This window comes from Rhizobium sp. BK212 (assembly GCF_014197475.1).
Classification (GTDB): domain Bacteria; phylum Pseudomonadota; class Alphaproteobacteria; order Rhizobiales; family Rhizobiaceae; genus Rhizobium; species Rhizobium anhuiense.
The window spans coordinates 252,380-271,022 of sequence record NZ_JACIFS010000004.1; the positions used below are offsets into that span (position 1 = coordinate 252,380).

Sequence of the window (18,643 nt, forward strand, 5' to 3'; positions counted from 1 at the left end):
CCCGAAGAATGCTGTCCCGACTTGAGGCCGGGGGAGTGGACGGGCAAAATGGCAGACTTCAGCATGGCTTTGCAAGAGGCATGCACGGCCGGGCGCCTGCATTTGCGGTTTTCCAGAGCAATGCTCACAGAAATCCGAACCCTTGCCGAAGCGGTGCCGCTCGCCCATAAGGGTTCGATGACGGCGGGACGAAAGCAAATGGCATGAATGAGGAAACCACAGCGGATGCCGCCACCCGGCGAAGCTTCCGCCTGCACAATGCGACGGTGCCAGCGCGGCCGCTGGAGCCGGCGCTCTATCTCGTCGCCACCCCGATCGGCAATCTCGGCGACATCACGCTGCGTGCGCTGGAAACGCTGGCCGGCGCCGACGTGCTCGCCTGCGAGGATACGCGCGTCACCCGCGTGCTGCTCGACCGCTACGGCATCCAGAACCGCCCTTTCGCCTATCATGAGCACAATGCCGACGAGGCCGGCCCGCGGCTGCTGCAGGCGCTCGAAGCCGGCCGGTCGGTGGCGCTGGTGTCCGATGCCGGCACGCCGCTGGTTTCCGATCCCGGTTACCGACTGGCGCAGCAGGCGATAGCGGCAGGTTACCGCGTCATTCCCATTCCCGGCGCCTCCGCGCCGCTCGCAGCCCTTGTCGGCTCCGGCCTGCCGAACGATGCATTTCTTTTCGCCGGCTTCCTGCCGGCAAAGGACAAGGCCCGCCGCGATCGTCTGGGTGAGCTTGCAACAGCCCCCGCGACGCTGATCTTCTTTGAATCGCCGCATCGCATCGGCGCTACCCTTCTCGCCGCTGCAGACGTGCTCGGAGCCACGCGATCCGCCTCCGTCTGCCGCGAACTGACCAAGACCTATGAGGAGTTCCGCCGCGGCACGCTTGCCGACCTTGCCGCCCATTATCAGCAGGTGGAAAACGTCAAGGGCGAGATCGTTCTCGTCATCGGTCCGCCGGAGCCGGTCGAGACGGATGAGGCCGACGTCGACGCCGTGCTCGCCGACCTGTCGAAATCAATGCCGACGGCAGGCGCCGCGACCGAGGCGGCCCGCCTCACCGGCCTGCCGCGCAAGGTGCTCTATCAGCGCCTGCTGGAGATCAAGAACGCCGATGGCCGATAGCGACCTCACTGCCATCAGGAGGAAGGCGCTGCGCCGGGGCCGCATGTCTGAATATGTCGCGGCCGTCTTCCTGATGCTGAAGGGTTACCGCATCCTGGCGCTGCGCCACCGCACCCGGCTCGGCGAGATCGACATCATTGCCCGCAAGGGCGATCTCGCCGTCTTCGTCGAGGTCAAGGCCCGGCGGGGCGAAGCTGCGGCGGTCGACGCCGTCTCCATCGCCGCGCAGAAGCGGATAAGGGCGGCAAGCGATCTCTGGCTCGCCCGCCAGGCGGATCAGGCCCGCCTTTCCCTGCGCTACGATATCGTGGCGATCATGCCGGGCCGGCTGCCGCGGCACTTCATTGACGCCTTCTGACCTCTTTCGACCCATCGGATTTCCGGATCGTTAAACTTTTAGTTCCCGCGTGAACCAGCTTCTTACGACTCTCTGCTACCCCAAATCTCGGTAGGGATAACAATTGGGGATTGTTTCATGGCCTGGAAGCTGATGCTTGCAAGTGCGGTCGCCATGGCCGCGCGCTCGGTGCCTTATGCCGTGGCGAAGCCGGCCGGGAAATCCTTCGTTGCCCATGCGAGCGGCCTGCTGCCGCTGAAGTCCACGCCGATCAACCCGGACTGGATCGTCAGCGGCAACCCGCAGGCCCGCACCGCCGAACATTCCCGCGGTCATGACGAGGCGTCGCTGACGGCGATCTGGGATTGCACGGCGGGCGAATTCCGTTGGTATTTCGGCTGGGACGAGACGGTAATGATCCTCGAGGGCGAGGTCCATATCACCGCCGAGGACGGCACCGAACGAACCCTCAGCACCGGCGACGTCGCCTTTTTCGCCGGTGGAACCTGGGCGAGCTGGCGGGTCGACAACTACGTCCGCAAAGTCGCCTTCCTGCGCAAGCCTTTCCCAAAGCCCTTGGCGATCGCCTACCGCCTCCGCAACATGCTGCGCAATGGCGGCAACCAGGGCATCGCCGCCTGAAGATCGATTTCGATTTTCGAGGTTGGCGCTAATCGGGCTGGGGCGGGGCGGTCGTTTCCCCCTTGAGAATCTCGCACGCAAACAGGATCGGATTGTCGAGATCAGGCGCAGTCTGCTTGTTCAACAGAACGGCGACCGCCGCTGCGGCCATGTCCTGAATCGGCTGCTTCACCGTCGTCAGGCGCGGCGTGGTCATGCTGGCGAGCGGGATGCCGTCGAAGCCCATGACGGAAAGGGCTGCCGGTATCGGGATCCCCAGATCATGTGCTGCCCGCATGCAGCCGATCGCCTGCTGGTCCGAACTTGCAAAGATCGCCGTCGGCCGCTCGTTGCGCGCCCGCGCCAGAAGATAATTTCCGGCCGAACGGCCGCTCTCATAGTCGAAAGCCGCCTCGGCAATCAGCGGTGATCCCGCCATTGCCGAGCGGCCGTCCGCCTGCTCGATCGCATCGAGGTAGCCTCTGAGGCGATCATTGGCGGGGACGGAGTGGCTGGGCCCGGAAATGAAGCCGATGCGGCGATGGCCGAGCTGCAGAAGGTGCTCGACGCCAAGGCGAACGCCATTGCGGTGATCGGCGGCAATGCCGGAATATCCTGGCATCAGACGGTCGATGACGACGATCGGCAATCCCTTCGGCAGCTTGATCGTATGGAAATCGATGCTCGGAACCAGAATGATCCCGTCGACCTTTCGGCTTGTCAGCTGCTTGATGCGATCAGCCTCCTTGGCCGCATGATCGAGCGATGTCATGACGATGATATTATAGCCGTGATTGGCCGCTGCCTGTTCCACGGACTGGACAAGTTCCGAGAAGAACGGATTGGTCAGATCCGGAATGATGATGCCGATGAGGCGGCTGACCTTGCTGCGCATGCTTCGCGCCGACGGGTCCGGCATATAACCGAGCTCTTTGATGATCCCGGTAACGCGCGCCCGCAATTCCTTCGTCACCGAGGGATGATCGTTCAAAACCCTGGAAACGGTCCCGGTGGAAACGCCCGCAAGCTTGGCAACGTCTCTAATTCCGACCTTTGACATAACGGAAACAGTGGCCCTTCATCTTCGCCTTCACAACACGCCCGGGGCGTCTGATCGAGGCTTCCAGCTAATGGTCTTTGCGGCTCTCGTCAAAGGGCCGAATTTCATTGGGACGGCCCATCATCCATAGCATGAGCACCGCCACGCGCAATGGAAACGGTTCATCGTTCACGCTTTTAGATGTTTTCGGCGGGGTTATCCTTGAGGTCATTCGGCCCGAATTCGGCAGCTTGACAATTTTTTGGAGCGTGTTACCCAGATGGCGTTGGAAACGGTTCATTGCCGCGGGCAACTCAGATGGAGCTGAGCCCAGAACCGTTCGGGAGGAGAAAAATGTCCCATTCTATGAAGCGTGAATCCGTCTTGATCAGTGCGCCACGCCGTACGGCATTGAAGGTCGGACTTGCCGGCGCCCTGGCGCTGGCGCTGTCCTGCGGCGTGTCGCCCGCCTTTGCCGCCGGCAAGCCGAAGGTCGGCCTGATCATGAAGTCCTTGTCCAATGAGTTCTTCAAGCAGATGAAGGCCGGCGCCGACAAATATGCGGCCGAGAACAAGGACAAGTTCGACTTCAAGGCCGTCGGCATGAAGGACGAGCGCGATTTCGCCTCGCAGGTCGATGCCGTCGAAAACTTCGTCACCCAGAAATACGATATCATCGTCGTGGCGCCCGCCGATTCCAAGGCGATGGCGACTCCGCTGGCAAAGGCTGTGAAGGCCGGCGTCAAGGTCATCAACATCGACGTGCCGCTCGATGCCGATGCCAAGAAGAAGGCGGGGATCGATCTCGCTTTCTTCGGCCCTGACAATCAGGAAGGGGCAAAGCTTGCCGGCGATGCACTGGCCAAGGATCTGGGGCCGGGCGCCAAGGTCGTCATCCTCGAGGGCAATCCCGAGGCCGACAATGCCAAGGAGCGCAAGGAAGGCTTCATGGATTCCGTCAAGTCGGGCAAGCTTGAGCTTCTCGACAGCAAGGCGGCCCATTGGGAGACCGAGGAAGCCAATACCGTCATGACGAATTTCCTGACGAAATATAAGGATATTCAGGGCGTGATGGCCGCCAACGACTCCATGGCCCTCGGCGTCGTCAAGGCGCTCGATGCGGCCGGCCAGGCCGGCAAGATCAAGGTTGTCGGCTTCGACAACATCCCGCCGGTTCAGCCGCTGATCAAGGACGGTAAGATGCTTGCCACCGTCGAGCAGTATGGTGCGCAGATGGCGGTCATGGGCATCGACTATGGCATGCGGGAACTGGCCGGCGAAAAATTCACCGGCTGGGTCAAGACCGACGTCAAGCTGGTCACTGCAGCCGATCTGAAATAGTCGGATTGCCGGCCCCAAAAGCAAATGTGGCGCCGGCTGCGGCCGACGCCATTTCCACCAACCGATTGACGCGTTGATCGCTCCGGGTGAGGCTCGTTTCGAGCCTCTCCGATGCGCGTTGCGCCGAGGTTTGAACAGACCATGCATGAGGTCGACGTGTCAGACGCACCAGATGACGACATCCTGAGGCTGGAGGGGATCGGCAAGCGCTTCCCCGGCGTCGTGGCGCTCAAGGATGTCTCCATGCGGATCGGCCGCGGCAAGGGGCACGTTCTCCTGGGCGAGAATGGCGCCGGAAAGTCGACCCTGATCAATCTGCTCGGCGGCGTCTTCAGGCCGGATGATGGCCATATCCTGTTTGACGGCAAGCCTTATCATCCGTCCTCGCCCCTGGAGGCGTTCAAGGCGGGCATCCGGGTCATTCACCAGGAACTGCATCCGCTTTCCAACCTGACGGTTGCCGAAAACCTGCTCTTCGAGCATCTGCCGCGCCGCTACGGCCTGGTGAACTACAAGGAAATGAATAAGAGGGCAGCCGAACTCCTGGAAGAGGTCGGCCTCGACGTGGCCCCGACGACGCTGGCGAGCCGCCTCAGCGTCGCGCAGCTTCAGCTGGTCGAGATCGCCAAGGCGCTTTGTTACGAAAGCAAGCTTCTCGTTCTCGATGAACCGACGGCAACCCTGACCTCCAAGGAGGTCGATCGCCTCTTTGAAATTCTGAAACGCCTGAAGCAGCGAGGCGTCACCACGCTCTATATCTCGCACCGGCTGGAGGAGATCTTCGAAGTCGGTGACGATGTGACGGTGCTGCGCGACGGCCAGCACGTGATCACCCGTCCACTGGCAGGGCTGGCTATTCCCGACATCGTCGAGCTCATGGTCGGGCGCAAGCTTTCGGATCACGGCATTTTCCGCGGCGACAGCGTGGTCTCAGGCGAGGCGCTCGGCGTCTCCGGCCTGAAGGTGACGCGCCATAGCCCGGAACTGTCATTTTCCGTGGCAAAGGGCGAGATTGTCGGTATTGCCGGTCTCGTCGGCAGCGGCCGGACGGAGGCGGTTCGCGCCATATTCGGCGCCGACGCCAAGGCGGCCGGCGAAATTCGCCTGAATGGCGAGCCGGTCGAGATCCACTCGCCGCAGGATGCCGTTGCGGCGGGGCTCTGCCTGGCGACCGAAGACCGCAAGATGCAGGGCCTGATGCTCGATATGAGCTGCGCTGAAAATACCACTATCACCGATCTCGCCAAGATCTCCCGCAACGGCCTGATCAGGCGAAGGGCCGAGGAGGATCACGCGCAGCGCCTCGTGCGTGAGCTGCGGATCAAGACTCCGTCCATCCGTCAGGCCGTCAGGACCTTTTCCGGCGGCAATCAGCAAAAGGTCGTCATTGCCAAATGGCTGTTCCGCGGTCCCAAGGTGCTGATTTTCGATGAGCCGACCCGCGGGATCGACGTCGGTGCCAAGGCCGAGATTTATGAGCTCCTGTGGAAGTTTGCGGCCGAGCAAAAAGGTGTCCTGGTCGTGTCTTCCGATCTGCCGGAACTGATGGGCATCTGCCATCGCATCATCGTCTTTTCCGACGGCAAGATCGCAGGGGAAATAGCCCGGGACCAATTCGACGAGAGCAGGATCCTTTCGCTCGCCTACAAGGAGTACAGCCGTGTCCGCCAACATTGAAGAACAGACCGAGGCGAAAACTGGGGCGAAAGAGACGAGCGTCTGGGACAAGCTGATCCGGATCTCGATGAAGGAAGCGGGCGTCGCCATCGCCCTCATCCTGATCCTGGCGTTTTTCTCGGCGACGGCGCCCTATTTCGCGACGCCGGAGAATTTTCTGAAGATCTTCGTGCAGATCGCCATCAACACCGTGCTGGCCGCGGGCATGACCTTCGTCATCCTCGTCGGCGGCATCGATCTCTCCGTCGGCTCGCTGCTTGCCCTTTGCACGGTCATCGGTGCGACGATCATGATCAATCCGGCGTTTTCGCCATGGCAGGCGATCGTTCTCGCCTGTCTGGCGTCGATGGGCACCGGCGCCATCCTTGGCGCGGTCAATGGCTGGATCTGCGAGAAGTGGAAGCTTCCGTCCTTCATCGTCACCCTCGGCATGCTGAACGTCGCCAGCGGCCTGGCCCGCGTGGTCAGCGACAACTCCACGATAACAGGCCTGCCGCAGCCTTTCGTCGATTTCGGCAACCTGATCTTCTGGGGCATCTTTCCGTCGATCTTCCTGATTGCGATCGTCGTCGTCCTGATCGGCTGGTTCGTGCTGCGCTACACCGTCTTCGGGCGCTTCGTCTTTGCGATCGGCACCAATGAAGAGGCTGTGCGGCTGTCGGGGCATCAGCCGAAAAGATACAAGATCGCGGTCTTCACGATCTCCGGGCTGACCGCCGGCATTGCCGCCATGGTCTATCTGCTCCGCCTCAATGTCGGCAGCCCGGTTGCCGGCATCGGCTATGAGTTGAATGCCATCGCCGCCGTCATCATCGGCGGCACCAGCCTCTCCGGCGGCAAAGGCTCGATCATCGGCACGCTGGTCGGCGCCTGCATTCTGCAGGTGCTGTCGACGGGATTGCAGCTGCTCGGCGCCGACGACAATATCAAGCCGATCGTCATCGGCGCCGTCATCGTGCTCGCCGTTATTCTCGACAGCTATCGCGGCCGGCTGATGCGCATCCTTGAGACGCGATGATCAGGTAGCGCCGGAAGGCCTTGATTGGCCGTTGCGTTTGAAATCTGGCCGACCTACATCTGTCCGGCAGTCAGGAAGGGACGGAAATGGCCAAGATCACCAATGTAGCGGTCCAGATGGATCATGTCGCCGGCATCAATATCGCAGGTGATTCCACCTTCGCCATGAGCCTGGAAGCCCAGGCGCGCGGCTACCGGCTCTTCCATTACACCCCCGACCGCCTGAGCTTCCGCGACGGCAAGCTCTTTGCCAGCGTCGAGCCGATGCTGCTGCGCGACGTCAAGGGCGATCACTTCGAGCTTGGCGCGCCGGAGCGCGTCGATCTCGCGACCATGGATGTCGTGCTGCTGCGCCAGGACCCGCCCTTCGACATGGCCTATATCACCTCGACGCATCTGCTCGAGCGCATTCACCCGAAGACGCTCGTCGTCAACGATCCGGCCTGGGTGCGCAACTCGCCGGAGAAGATCTTCGTCACCGAATTTTCCGACCTGATGCCGAAGACGCTGATCACCAAGGACCCGACCGAGATCCGCCGTTTCCGTGACGAGATGGGCGACATCATCCTGAAGCCGCTCTACGGCAATGGCGGCGCCGGCGTCTTCCATTCGACCCGCGACGACCGCAATCTCTCCTCGCTGCTGGAAATGTTCGGCCAGCTGTTCCGCGAACCCTTCATCGCCCAGCAATATCTGCCCGATGTGCGCAAGGGTGACAAGCGCATCATCCTGGTCGACGGTGAATTTGCCGGCGCCATCAACCGCGTCCCGGCCGAACACGACAGCCGCTCCAACATGCATGTCGGCGGCCGCGCCGAGGCGACCGAACTGACGCCGCGCGAGCAGGAAATCTGCGCCCGCATCGGCCCGGCGCTGAGAGAACGCGGCTTCCTGCTCGTCGGCATCGATGTGATCGGCGATTACATGACCGAGATCAACGTCACCTCGCCCACGGGCATCCGCGAGGTCAAGAAGTTCGGCGGCGCCGATATATCAAGCCTCCTCTGGGATGCGATCGAACGCAAGCGCGGCTGACCGGCAAATTATGCCCGTTTTGATCCCGCGGCCGGGTACAACCCGGTCGCCGCGGATATCCAGATACGTTCCTTGATTGTTCTTGTTTTATTCCCGCTTCCATGCCAGATTGCAACCGCTGGCTCTCAAGGGCCGGGGGCGGTATAAGAGTTTGCGGCAAGGGGATGGGTTTATGGTCGCGCGTGTCAGCACGGTGGCATTCCAGGGCATCGAAGGTGTGCCGGTCGAGGTTCAGGTCATGGTCGCGCCCGGCAAGGTCGGCATGCAGATCGTCGGCTTGCCCGACAAGGCGGTTGCCGAAAGCCGCGAGCGGGTGCAGGCCGCCCTCCATGCCTCCGGCCTGGCGCTGCCGGCCAAACGGGTAACCGTCAATCTGGCGCCCGCCGATCTGCCGAAGGAAGGCTCGCATTTCGATCTGCCGATCGCCTTGGCGCTGATGGCCGCCCTCGGCGCCATTCCCGCCGATGCGCTGTCGGATTTTGTCGTCGTCGGCGAGCTCAACCTCGATGGCACGATCGCCGCCATCGCAGGTGCGCTGCCGGCCGCGATCGGCGCCAATGCGCTCGGCAAGGGGCTGATCTGCCCGGCCGAAAGCGGCGCCGAAGCTGCCTGGGCGGGCGCGGATGTCGATATTCTCGCACCCCGCAGCCTGATCGCTCTTGCCAATCATTTCCGCGGCACGCAGGTCCTATCGAGGCCGGAGGCATCGATCCGCGCCAATGCCGCCAACCTGCCGGACCTTGCCGAGATCAAGGGCCAGGAAAGCGCCAAGCGGGCGCTGGAGGTCGCAGCCGCCGGCGGCCATAATCTCCTGATGGTCGGGCCTCCCGGCTCCGGCAAGTCGATGCTGGCGGCCAGGCTGCCGTCGATCCTCCCGCCGCTTTCGGCCGCCGAACTGCTGGAGGTGTCGATGGTCCACTCGATCGCCGGCCAGCTCTCCGGCGGCAAGCTTTCCGACCGCCGGCCCTTCCGCACCCCGCATCATTCCGCCACCATGGCCGCCCTCGTCGGCGGCGGCCTGCGCGCCCGTCCGGGCGAAGCCTCGCTTGCCCATCACGGCGTGCTGTTTCTCGACGAATTTCCAGAGTTCACGCCGCAGGCGCTCGATGCGCTGCGCCAGCCGCTCGAAGGCGGCGAGTGCGTCATCGCGCGTGCCAATCACCGCGTTTCCTATCCGGCGAAATTCCAGCTGATCGCGGCAATGAACCCCTGCCGCTGCGGCATGGCCGGCGAGCCCGGTCATAGCTGCGCCCGCGGCCCGCGCTGCATGAGCGACTACCAGGCCCGCATCTCCGGGCCGCTGATGGACCGCATCGATATCCGCATCGACGTGCCGGCCGTCTCCGCCGCCGATCTCATCCGGCCGATGGCGGCCGAAAGCAGCGCCGACGTCGCCCGCCGCGTCGCCCGCGCCCGCGAGATCCAGCAGGAGCGCTTCGAAAGTGCCGGCGCAAAAGGCATCGGCACCAATGCCCGCTGCTCCACCGCCATGATCGAGAAAATGGCCGAACCCGACGCCAGCGGCCTGCAGCTGCTGCGCGACGCCGCCGAAAAGATGAAATTCTCCGCCCGCGGCTACCACCGCGTCCTCAAGGTCGCCCGCACCCTGGCCGATCTCGACGGCAAGTCGACAGTCGGCCGCATTCATTTGGCCGAGGCGATTTCCTACCGTATCGCAGGGGAAAGGTTGACGGCGGCGGCGTAGAAGAAAGCGCGTCGAAGCACCCGCTACTCTATGAAGATGTCTACTGCGGTTTTTTGCCGAGGTGTTCCGAATGCTTTACGACATCCATGGCGTTGTAAAAGCTTCCGTCGAAAGCGCATGCGAAGATGACATCCGCACCAATACGTGCTGCTCCACCGCGATGATTGAGAATTTCGAGCTACAGCTGCGCAACCCGTTGGGAGGCAAATTCTCCGCTTGCGATTGTCACTGCATCCCGAGGGTCGCGTTCGCCGATCTCGACAGCATGGCGTCGCGCGATAAGTTAGGCACATGAGGTTGCCTGGTTCGATGACTGGCAGTGGAGGATCTAACCGCTTCCTCTGATCCTCTCCCAATCTGGCCACCAACGATCATTACCTGCAGACCAATAATTAGCATCCGCGAACGCCAAGTTTGAAAGGCTTCCGGAGGGGTCGAAACCAGGGAGTTCCGTCACGCGACGCGAGAACGTGTGACTTTTAGGGTTCATACTTGGCGGAAGCTTCTGAGCGACAGAAACCACCTCCAGTACTGTTGGTTTCGTCAGGACTTGCAAAAGCGCCTCCACCTCGGGCAATTGGGCGCCTCGGATTACACAAAACAGCTCCATCCAAGCCAACGAATTCGGTGGAATGAGAAATCCCAGAGGCAATCCTTGATCGCGAAGAAGCGCCACTTCGTTCGACCAAGCGTCGGCGAGGATAACTTTCTCGCTCAAAAACATCTCGGCGAGTTCCACGGTAGAGCGCCAGTGCTGCGACGTCGACCAAACCTTTTCAATACCTTGCCAAATGGTTCCCATATTTGAAACGAATTAGGATTTTGTCCTGACTGCAAAGCCGCAAACCACATTCTCGTCTGCATATCGTCGAACAGAGCTCGTCGACCCGCGAATCTATCATCGAGCAACAACGAAGCTCCCAATGAGTTAGCTTCAAGTTCAGTGATGGCTTTTCGATTGAATGCGATACCTGTCACGCCATACGTAAGTGGTACGCCGCATAATTTTCCGGTAAGTGCCTTCACAGGTGCCATTATCCCTGGCAGAAAGTCTGAAAGGGTAGGCACCGCACCGTCATTGAAGATGGCGAGCAGGCCGCTGTCTCGGTAACGCCTATAGAATTCGAGGCCTGATGTTTGCACGAGATCAAATGTTCCCGCCGGCGAAGAAGATACCTCTTTGAAAAACGCATACTCATCGCCGAACGCGGTCTGCGAGATGTTCACGCCAGTTTGTGCGGTATACTCTTTAAAGACATTATCACCAATTACTCGTTGTGTGCGGCCGCCCCATCCGGCGAATTTTAGGATCTTTGGGGCTTGTGCTAAGGCGTCAGGAATTCGGATCTGCCCTGCCTCAAAGGCCAGTGCGCATGCAATTAAACTGAATTGTCTCCTAGTTAAGCGTTTGCTAAACGTCAACTTATCGGCGAGGCAAGCCCAGCCCTCTCTGCGACACTTATTGTGATCATCCGTCATCGATGCCCTCACAACATGATCTGCTTCAGATCAAGGTTTTTTAATGGGTTGATCCAAGAAGTTTGCCCATGAAAATGCAGTCCCAATACATGCTGTTCTTCCAAGGTTCGTCTGCGCTCGGCCGCTCCCATGACCATTGAAATCTATGTTCGCTTGGCTTCTCCGGCGTCGGGCACTCGTTCAGGAGCAAATCTCGGACTTTGTCAGGTGCTTCTCCCGCTAAAAATAGGAAAAAAGGATTTCCGGAATCACGCGCTGCCAATATCGTTCCCCCTTCGCGCGCATTATAACCCGTCCTCCCGAGTAAAAAGAGTTCGACTGCAGCCAAGTGCAATGGAAAATTTTCTTCATTCACGACAGCGGCGCCTGTCGCTAATAGTTGAACCGGATATATAAAGTCGTCTACATCCATGCCGTACGCCTTTAACACATTTCGGCAAATCTTGGCGCTCTCGTCTTTGTATAGGCCACCCACGAGTTCAAATTCTGCGCATGTACCCGGTCTAAAGGTGCAGCGCTTATCGGTTTGATCATCTGGGCACAACCTCGGCCACCCTTGTACTATGCAGTTTGTGCCGATTTTCAGGATGCACGGTCGATTTGTGTCGATCCAGGTCAACCAGTTGTGGAACGCCGTGGCGTCGTGTTTCTGAACCGTATAGTGCATTACACCGAGCGCTTGATCTGGCGAAAAGGAAACGTCATGTTTGGGAGCCTCAAACCCAATCCTCCTCGGCGACCTCCACCATCTGCCGTCCTTGCCTTGCGATAGGGCGACTGCTTGGCAACCAATTTCCTCGCCGGCGGCACACAAGAGGCCGTTAAACAAGGTCATGTCTCCGTCGTCACACGGACTCGGATTGTCGACCGTAGGCTCGCGCTGTTTCGAGGGAAAGCGATGGCCATTTCCGTCATCGCAATAAAACGCCTGACTTCTCCAGAAATCCATGCTCTCGTCAAGGTTGTGACCGGCGGCTGCGGCAGTGAGAGTCGCCGTTAGGGTTATAATTGCCGCAATGAATAGCCTAAGCGCCATGGCGATATCCTCACTGATTGCATTTGCTCGTAAAATTGAGGCCGTTTCCATTCGTGTTAAAGTCAACCAAGCTAATTACGGATTCTAAGGCGAGCGCGTTGGCGGTGAGTAGCGTCTCGACAGTGCCAGTCGCAACTGAGGCGAGATCATTTATCCAGCGCGCAACGTCTCCACCGATCCAAGAAGGAAGTTGGGGCGCAATCGAGAATACGGGGGGAACAATAGGCAGAATTTGAGCCACAGAGAATTTGCACGCTTCAAAGCCACCATCACTTCCGATTTGAAACTCCACCACCGCTGGCTGGAAGTGCAAATTGACTGCTTTGACAGCAAATACCCAGCCAAGATCAAATTCGACTGTATTGCACCATTTGAAAAAGCCGCATGGATAGGGGATTATTACGTCAATAATGACGAGTTGGTCCCATCTGCAGTCTTGATGACCCCAATAGTCAATGTGCCCAATATTAAAATCGTTGACGGCAATGTGGCCCGCCGGTTTGCCTCCGATGACATTTATGGTGCCGTCTAGCTTTAGTATACTAAAGGCGACGTTGGCGGGAACCGTCAGCGTGCATCCATGATTTCCATCCGGTTTAGTTCCGAGGGGGATATTGGCCTTTCCTGAAAGCGCAATGACACCGCTCGAAATATCAAGTTTGCCGTCTAGATGTGCTGGTTGTCCATGTAGCGTCACAGCGAGATTATCAATGTTGGCTGTCCCGTTTGGCGCCCCATGCCAAGATACCTCTGTTTTCTTAGCGACAAATGACATGCTGACGTATGGATCATGGTGTGGCGGCAAATGCTCGCTGGGCAACCAGGCATGCGGGATCTTGATATCCGCATTGCTCGCATGAACATGAAGTTCTTGTGGGCCGTTGTAACTTACGTCTGTAGTTTGCATCACCAAATCGTTCACTGCTAAATCAGAGAACGACGGAGGCCACGGCGACAAGTCAAACATCCCTTGAAGCTTCCCAATCGAGAATGGCTCCGGACTTTTACCCGAAACGTCCAATGACGGAGACGGTTCGCCCACCTTAGGCTTGCGGGGCTTGAATGAATCGATTCCAACCGTGATGGTATTCATCGCGACGCTCGCAGCGGCGCCCCAAATGTCTATAGCGAAGCTACGAACTCCAAAGCTCGACACGCTAAATTCGAAACTGCCGATCTCAAAGGGGATAGAAGGAAATTTGAGCTCGAATCCCGGAATTTCAAAATGTGCAGTTAGCAGGATCGGCAGGCTAGCGCCTGGATCTAAGGTTATTCCAAGGGATGCATTCGGGGCTGAATGCGCTACATTGGTTTGAAACGTGACTGCGGACTCTCCTTCACTCGGGATCAACCGGACCCCGTCGATGCTGGCGTCAACAGTTCCTAGGGCGAGTTTTGCCACGGTCTCGGGCCCGAAAGTTAAATCCGTATCGTTATCGAGTTGGTAGCTGCTAGGCGGAAAAGATATTTTACCACCAAAGAGCGGAAAGCTGGTGGCAGAGGTTCTAAATTTGGCCCTAAGGTTTCCCGGTTTCACTGCCAGGACGGCTCTTGTTGTTTCGTTTATACCCGATAAATACGCACCTATAAAAACGTCGAAGAGCGAGCCTACTATCTCTCCCTTACCTAGCGTAGCCTCACCCTTACCGATCGCTGCTTTGATGGCTAACGGACGCTCTCCCTGACCAATGCCTTCGACGTTTATTGCGCTAGACGTCACACTTAATGCCCCAAGGCGCAGAGACGACAATACTGCTGAAACCCTTATGGCGGGATCTTGCCTACTTCCGACCAAGCCTATGGAAAGGTTCTTAAATTGCCCCGAGTAAGCGGACGTTTCGAACTCTCTTGAGATTGGCTTTGCCAATGTCAGCCTTGCAGAAATGGTCGATTGGTTGAGAAGTTTTATCGTTATATTCCCGCTACCGGAAGCTATCATTTCTCCCGCAGAGTTCAGTATATCGAGCGAAAGTGCTACTCCTTTGAGTCCATGTATTTCGCTATTCGCCAAGTCTAGAACAGGTATTTTTTTGACAATATCTGCTGGTCCGCTTATTTCATCGATTGTTAGTATCGGAATTTTGCGCGCTGCGATTTTACCAAATTCAGAGTATTCGATCGTGGCGTCGGAAAGCCTTAAACCTTTAAGAAACAGGTTCGGCCTGGCCCCACCAACCCTCAAGATTAACGACGCGATGTTCAGTTTTGAGGCTGTGATCGTATATCGCGAGTCCAGTCTGACTGGGTTTGACGATCCCACGCGGTTTGCGATTAGCGCGCCGTTTTCGATGTGTACGACGAGAGATTCGAGAGCGATGGATACCGAGACAGTTCCAGATGCTCTGAATTCGACCGGCATGTCTCCCACCCCCGGTATTGCGACGATGGAACGTGTCATTCTAAACCCATGTCCTCGCAGTTCGATGCTGCCGGATACAGAGTTATTCTGATAAACTATGATTGTATTGTTCGTTATAGCGAAAGTTGCTCCTTCTGCGACTAACTCCCCGGCAATATCCGCTCTGAGTCGGCCGCTCAGCACTTTCAATCGTGCTCCCGTCAGGGTGCCGCGATCTATCCAGAACGTTCTTCGGCATGCGCCCGCCGCCAAAGTCTCTCTTACAGTTCCAAAAATTGGCCGCCTGAGTTGAAGTGATGCGCGGACGATGGTGCCCGCGCTTCTAAATGTAACGGAAAGGCTGCTGCTTCGTCCGGTTAGTTCGAAACGCCACGCGTCGCTGCTCGTGCCAGCCTGTTGGGAGAGGAGGCGAAATCCTCCGCGCGGTATGTTGTCCAGCCGCAGGGCTCCCAGCTCAAGGCTGGAAATTTCTTTCGCGTCCTGTCCGATATTGCAAGTCGCATGGCTGGGCGCGCAGCTTAGGATAACTAAAGCAATAGCCAACATGGATAAAGCGATCAGTTTCCGAAGGCCTGCCCCCACAGCTTCAAAGACGAGGTAGTTTTGCCGCGATCTTGGGTCGTCAATTCGTTGTGACATCGAAGCAAATCTCTTGGAGGATACCTTCGTTATTCCCATCCTCTCCAATCACGGACACAATTTCTTTGGCGTCGATGTCAACCGCGCGCATCGTGTTGTCGGCCGGGACCGTTTGATTAAAAATAACCGAACCCTGCGCATCTTTGGCGGATAACCGCACAGGCGTTGCGAATGCGCCGATAATCACGTGGACATTTTGAGTTATTGTTGGAAGTTTCGCGGTAAATCCTGAGTTGCGAAACTGCAAGCCGGTTCCCGCTGATGATGTACTCCAGAGACCCTGGGGGTCATTCTCGGAGAATGTGTATCCGCTATAAGCAAGATTGTTGGGTAGGGAGTAATTTGGTGGAAATATCGAGAAATCTGCGCATAATGGAAATGTCGCCGATAACGATTGCTTTGGAAAAGGGGAAAAAAGTAAAGATATGCAGAATATTATTAGAAATTTAAAAAATGATCCCGCATACATATCTACATCTTGGCGTAAAAATGTTAAAATATGTATCGTATAATACTTATAAGTCCACGAATTATATATAATTTTAATTGAAAAAGTCATTGACGTCTCCAATCAATAATCTAGGGAATTTTAGGTTGTAAGTTGTATTTATAAACCTCAATCGAAATTACGTCAACTAGCGCGATAGTGCTGTTGTTCTAAAAGAATCGGTGATTCAGATATTCAAACGTCTCCAAAAAAATCGAAGTGATAAAGGTTGCGATTTTCGCTCTACTTTATCACGGCAGTGAAAAGTCAGAGCATCCGAAATCGCCGGAGCATCGTGCGAGCTTCAGGCCTCGTTGATGCCGGCAGTCGTGACGGGCGAGCGAACAGTGTCGGAACTCGTATCTCAGCAAAGAGCAAACAGGCACGGACATCGGCACTACCATGCCGCTACCATCGAACCTTAGGAAAACTTCTCCTTGGATAGCATACCCTGCGGCCTGAAGGCCTAGCTAGTTAGACCGTGATCAATGTGGGCTGACCTAGCTGCCAGAGATTCCCGTCTCGCACGGCTTTAGCGAGTCCATCGTAATGCTCGTGCGCCAATGGAACAAACTGTAGGCCCGATAATTCGATTGCTTCTAAAGCCTTAACCATGAGCATCGCGCGGGTGGTATAAAACTTACGCACCTTGCTTCTGACCCGCGAATTTCCACGCCATTGTTGGCGCGCAATTCGGATGTCGGTAATCGTTTGCCAACATATTGGTAGCCCGCCCCTTACTGCTCCGGAAAGCCATCCTGCCGATGACTGCTGAGTAAGAAAAGAGGCGCCGAAGCGCCCCGATTCTAAAAAAGATGAGTGACCAGGAAAGCCCGCGCTCAAGCCTTACCTCAGCTCCCCAGCCCTTCAAACAGCGCCGTCGAGAGATAACGCTCCGCGAAGGAGGGGATGATGATGACGATGTTCTTGCCGGCGTTTTCGGGACGGATGCCGACCTTGATGGCGGCGGTCAGCGCTGCCCCCGAGGAGATGCCGACCGGTACGCCTTCGAGCCGGGCGACGAGGCGCGCCTGTTCGAAGGCTTCGTCATTGGTGACGGTGACGACCTCGTCATAGATGCCGGTGTCGAGGATCTTCGGCGCAAAGCCGGCGCCGATGCCCTGGATCTTGTGCGGGCCTGGGTTGCCGCCGGACAGGATCGGTGAGTCGGCGGGTTCGACGGCGATGATCTTGATCTCGGGCTTGCGGCTCTTCAGCACCTGGCCGACGCCGGTGATCGTGCCGCCGGTGCCGATGCCGGAGACGACGATATCGACCGTGCCGTCGGTGTCGTTCCAGATTTCCTCGGCCGTCGTCTTGCGGTGGATCTCGGGATTGGCCGGGTTTTCGAACTGCTGCGGAATGACGGCGTCGGGCAGCGACGACGCCAGTTCCTCGGCCTTGGCGATGGCGCCCTTCATGCCCTTCGGGCCCTCGGTCAGCACCAGTTCGGCGCCGAGCAGCGCCAGCATCTTGCGGCGTTCGACCGACATCGTTTCCGGCATGGTGAGGATCAGCCGATAGCCCTTGGCGGCGGCGGCAAAGGCAAGCGCGATGCCTGTGTTGCCGGAGGTCGGCTCGATCAGCACCGTCTTGCCGGGAGTAATCTTGCCCTGCGCTTCGAGGCTCTCGATCATCGCGACGCCGATGCGGTCCTTGACCGAGGCGATCGGGTTGAAGAATTCGAGCTTGCCGATCAGGTTCGCCACGACGCCCTTTTCCCGCGCCAGCTTGTCGAAGCGCACGAGCGGCGTATCGCCGATGGTTTCGGTGATCGAGGAATAGATGCGGCCGCGGCCGGGTTTGTGCGACATGGGTGCTCTCCCTTTGAAATCCTGCCCCTGGAATCGAGGGGAGAATAGGGTCAAAGACCGGTCTAGGCCAGAGCGCGTTCCACCTGGAGGCGCGGTCCGCGGAGAAAATAACCTTTGGAAACCGCTTCTTGCCGAATGTTTATTTCAAGCCGCCCGCGTGGCGATGAAGGCCGCCGTGCCGGCCAGGATACCGGCCGCAACCCGGTTCAGCGCCTGCAAGGCCCGCGGCTCTCTCAGCATCGTCCGAGCCCGCGAGGCAAGCAGCATATAGGGCACGAGCACGGCGATCAGCACCACGGAGGTAACGGCAAGCAGCAGCGCATAGTCGCGCAAACCGATATTGCCGATATCGATCAGCGTCGGCACCAGGGCGACATAGAACAGCATCGTCTTCGGATTGCCGAGCGTCACCAGCAGGCCGGAGAGGAAGGACAGGCCGATATTGCTGGATTTGCGCGCCGCGATATTCTGCGGCAGCAATCCCGCCGTCCAGAGTTTCCAGGCGATGTAGCCGAGGTAGAGGGCGCCGGCGATCTTGATGACGATGAACACCTCGGTGAAGGTCTGCGCCACGAAGGCGAGGCCGAGAATGACCGCGGTGAGATAGGTCATGTCGCCGAGCACCAGGCCGAGGCCCATGAAGAAGGTCTCGCGGAAATTCGAGCCGAGCGCACGCGCGACGATCGCGGTGATCCCGGGTCCGGGAATGGCCGCGGCGATGAACAGCGCTCCGGCATAGGTGATCAGGACGGTGAGGCTCATCTTCTTAACCCACTGGGCTTCTGCCGCCCTTCTATAGGCAAGCCTTGCTGCCTCATCAATGCTTTGGCGCTGATCTGTCCATAACCATAAAGAATAGGTTTGCTGAACCATGATCTACTTGGAAAGCGACCCCGCCTTGCTATCTCTCCCTCTGCAAATGCGCGATCAGCGTCC

The 18,643-nt window shown here is 58.3% G+C and carries 18 protein-coding genes; 10 read left to right on the top strand and 8 right to left on the bottom strand.

What is annotated here, in order from left to right:
* Nucleotides 1–48 precede the first annotated feature (48 nt).
* The 4 genes from FHT79_RS15910 (at nt 49) to FHT79_RS15925 (ending at nt 2,100) form a co-directional block, all read left to right on the top strand.
* Nucleotides 49–207: a hypothetical protein gene (locus FHT79_RS15910; protein ID WP_176707359.1), complete on the top strand. Its 159-nt coding sequence runs from the start codon at nt 49–51 to the stop codon at nt 205–207.
* Complete coding sequence (rsmI, locus tag FHT79_RS15915) at nt 204–1,121, top strand: 16S rRNA (cytidine(1402)-2'-O)-methyltransferase (RefSeq protein WP_028757666.1); 918 nt, start codon at nt 204–206, stop codon at nt 1,119–1,121. The genes FHT79_RS15910 and rsmI overlap by 4 nt, the downstream gene beginning before the upstream one ends.
* Nucleotides 1,111–1,479: a YraN family protein gene (locus FHT79_RS15920; protein ID WP_028758388.1), complete on the top strand. Its 369-nt coding sequence runs from the start codon at nt 1,111–1,113 to the stop codon at nt 1,477–1,479. Before rsmI ends, FHT79_RS15920 begins: the two co-directional genes overlap by 11 nt.
* Nucleotides 1,480–1,596: 117 nt before the next feature.
* Nucleotides 1,597–2,100 carry a cupin domain-containing protein gene (locus FHT79_RS15925; RefSeq protein WP_028757730.1) on the top strand — a complete coding sequence of 168 codons (504 nt, stop codon included), beginning with the start codon at nt 1,597–1,599 and terminating at the stop codon, nt 2,098–2,100.
* Nucleotides 2,101–2,128: 28 nt separating this feature from the next.
* Here FHT79_RS15925 and FHT79_RS15930 read toward each other — a convergent pair whose 3' ends face one another.
* The gene (locus FHT79_RS15930) at nt 2,129–3,139 is read right to left on the bottom strand and encodes a LacI family DNA-binding transcriptional regulator (RefSeq protein WP_183903648.1); all 1,011 of its coding nucleotides are present in this window, start codon (nt 3,137–3,139) and stop codon (nt 2,129–2,131) included.
* Nucleotides 3,140–3,472: 333 nt separating this feature from the next.
* Here FHT79_RS15930 and FHT79_RS15935 point away from each other — a divergent pair, with 333 nt between their 5' ends.
* The 6 genes from FHT79_RS15935 to FHT79_RS15960 all read left to right on the top strand — a co-directional run bounded on the left by FHT79_RS15935 (nt 3,473) and on the right by FHT79_RS15960 (nt 10,188).
* Complete coding sequence (locus FHT79_RS15935; RefSeq protein ID WP_183903650.1) at nt 3,473–4,459, top strand: sugar ABC transporter substrate-binding protein; 987 nt, start codon at nt 3,473–3,475, stop codon at nt 4,457–4,459.
* Nucleotides 4,460–4,600: 141 nt separating this feature from the next.
* Complete coding sequence (locus FHT79_RS15940) at nt 4,601–6,136, top strand: sugar ABC transporter ATP-binding protein (protein WP_183903652.1); 1,536 nt, start codon at nt 4,601–4,603, stop codon at nt 6,134–6,136.
* A complete protein-coding gene (locus tag FHT79_RS15945; RefSeq protein WP_047617598.1) occupies nt 6,120–7,154 on the top strand; it encodes an ABC transporter permease in 1,035 nt (344 codons plus the stop codon). Before FHT79_RS15940 ends, FHT79_RS15945 begins: the two co-directional genes overlap by 17 nt.
* Nucleotides 7,155–7,240: 86 nt before the next feature.
* Nucleotides 7,241–8,188, top strand: a complete 948-nt coding sequence (gene gshB, locus FHT79_RS15950) for a glutathione synthase (protein ID WP_183903654.1) — start codon at nt 7,241–7,243, stop codon at nt 8,186–8,188.
* A gap of 172 nt (nt 8,189–8,360) precedes the next feature.
* Nucleotides 8,361–9,893 (top strand): YifB family Mg chelatase-like AAA ATPase, encoded by a 1,533-nt coding sequence (locus tag FHT79_RS15955; RefSeq protein WP_183903656.1) that lies wholly within the window; start codon nt 8,361–8,363, stop codon nt 9,891–9,893.
* 70 nt (nt 9,894–9,963) lie between these two features.
* Complete coding sequence (locus FHT79_RS15960; RefSeq protein WP_183903662.1) at nt 9,964–10,188, top strand: hypothetical protein; 225 nt, start codon at nt 9,964–9,966, stop codon at nt 10,186–10,188.
* A 33-nt stretch (nt 10,189–10,221) separates the two neighbouring features.
* Here FHT79_RS15960 and FHT79_RS15965 read toward each other — a convergent pair whose 3' ends face one another.
* The 7 genes from FHT79_RS15965 to FHT79_RS15995 all read right to left on the bottom strand — a co-directional run bounded on the left by FHT79_RS15965 (nt 10,222) and on the right by FHT79_RS15995 (nt 18,469).
* Nucleotides 10,222–10,632 (bottom strand): hypothetical protein, encoded by a 411-nt coding sequence (locus FHT79_RS15965; RefSeq protein WP_183903664.1) that lies wholly within the window; start codon nt 10,630–10,632, stop codon nt 10,222–10,224.
* A complete protein-coding gene (locus tag FHT79_RS15970) occupies nt 10,608–11,372 on the bottom strand; it encodes a hypothetical protein (protein ID WP_183903666.1) in 765 nt (254 codons plus the stop codon). The genes FHT79_RS15965 and FHT79_RS15970 overlap by 25 nt, the downstream gene beginning before the upstream one ends.
* A gap of 40 nt (nt 11,373–11,412) precedes the next feature.
* Entirely contained in the window at nt 11,413–12,408 is a 996-nt protein-coding gene (locus FHT79_RS15975) for a hypothetical protein (RefSeq protein ID WP_183903668.1), read from the bottom strand.
* 10 nt (nt 12,409–12,418) lie between these two features.
* Nucleotides 12,419–15,406, bottom strand: a complete 2,988-nt coding sequence (locus tag FHT79_RS15980) for a hypothetical protein (protein ID WP_183903670.1) — start codon at nt 15,404–15,406, stop codon at nt 12,419–12,421.
* On the bottom strand, nt 15,390–15,965 hold the full coding sequence (locus FHT79_RS15985; RefSeq protein ID WP_183903672.1) for a hypothetical protein: 576 nt from the start codon (nt 15,963–15,965) through the stop codon (nt 15,390–15,392). The genes FHT79_RS15980 and FHT79_RS15985 overlap by 17 nt, the downstream gene beginning before the upstream one ends.
* A gap of 779 nt (nt 15,966–16,744) precedes the next feature.
* The gene (gene cysK, locus FHT79_RS15990; protein ID WP_018070011.1) at nt 16,745–17,707 is read right to left on the bottom strand and encodes a cysteine synthase A; all 963 of its coding nucleotides are present in this window, start codon (nt 17,705–17,707) and stop codon (nt 16,745–16,747) included.
* Between the two features lie 144 nt (nt 17,708–17,851).
* The gene (locus FHT79_RS15995; RefSeq protein ID WP_183903674.1) at nt 17,852–18,469 is read right to left on the bottom strand and encodes a LysE family translocator; all 618 of its coding nucleotides are present in this window, start codon (nt 18,467–18,469) and stop codon (nt 17,852–17,854) included.
* Between the last annotated feature and the right edge of the window lie 174 nt (nt 18,470–18,643).